This is a genomic window from Pseudonocardia sp. SID8383 (genome assembly GCF_009864975.1).
Taxonomy (GTDB): Bacteria; Actinomycetota; Actinomycetes; order Mycobacteriales; family Pseudonocardiaceae; genus Pseudonocardia; species Pseudonocardia alni.
The window spans coordinates 1-833 of sequence record NZ_WWFY01001096.1 but is presented as its reverse complement, the minus strand read 5'-3'; the positions used below and the strand labels follow the sequence as shown (position 1 = coordinate 833).

Here is an 833-nt window from a genome sequence, read left to right as displayed (position 1 = left end):
CGCCGGCCCGCCCCGCTACCGCGCCGTCCCGCGCTGGGGCCTCCCGGTGGGGCCCTGGCGGATCGCGCCGGTCCCTGGTGAGGGCCCGCTCCGGCCGGTCGACCGGGCCCGCGCGCTGGCCGCGCAGCTCGTGCCCGTGCTGTGGGTGGTCGTCGTCGTGTCGGGGGTCGCCGCCGTCGCCGAGGTGTGGCGGTACGTGCTCCTGCTGTTCAGCCGGTCCGACGCGTTGTCCCCGGAGGCCGTCGGCGTCTCCGACGCGCTGGTGTGGTTCGGCGGCTGGTCCTCGGTGGTGGCGACGATCGCCGCCGGGGTGCTGATGATCTCGTGGAGCCTGTGGACCTACCGGGCCGCCGCGGACCGCGCGGGCACGCGCGCCTGGCGAAGCCGCCGGTGGGTCGTCGCGGGCTGGGTGGTGCCCGGCTGGAACCTGGTCGCGCCCGGTTCGCTGCTGGCCGAGACCGAGCACGCCGCGCTGGACCTGCCGCCGGAACGGCGGCCGTCGCCGTCGCGGGAGCTGCTGGTCTGGTGGGCGCTGTGGGCGGCGTGCGTGGTCCTCGGCGCGGTCGTCCTGGTCTGGCGGTTCCGCACCGGCACCCAGGCGCTGGCCGACGGGGTCGTCCTGCACGCCTGGGCCGACGTGCTCGCCGCGGTCACGGCGTGGCGCACGATCCGGGTCGTCCGCCTGCTCACCGCTCTGCTGGCGACGCGGCCGCAGGGTCCCCGGCAGCTGCTGGTGTCGGCGACGGCGGGTACGGCCGGCGCGGAGCCGGCGGTCCCGGTGGGAGCGGCGGCCCCGCAGGCAGCGCCGACGGCGGCACGGGTCCCGACCACGG

At 78.5% G+C, this 833-nt stretch carries 1 protein-coding gene; it reads left to right on the top strand.

Annotated elements, in window-relative coordinates; genetic code table 11:
* Positions 1–833: DUF4328 domain-containing protein (locus GTW08_RS26465; RefSeq protein WP_161152681.1), on the top strand; the 833-nt coding region annotated here is incomplete at both ends.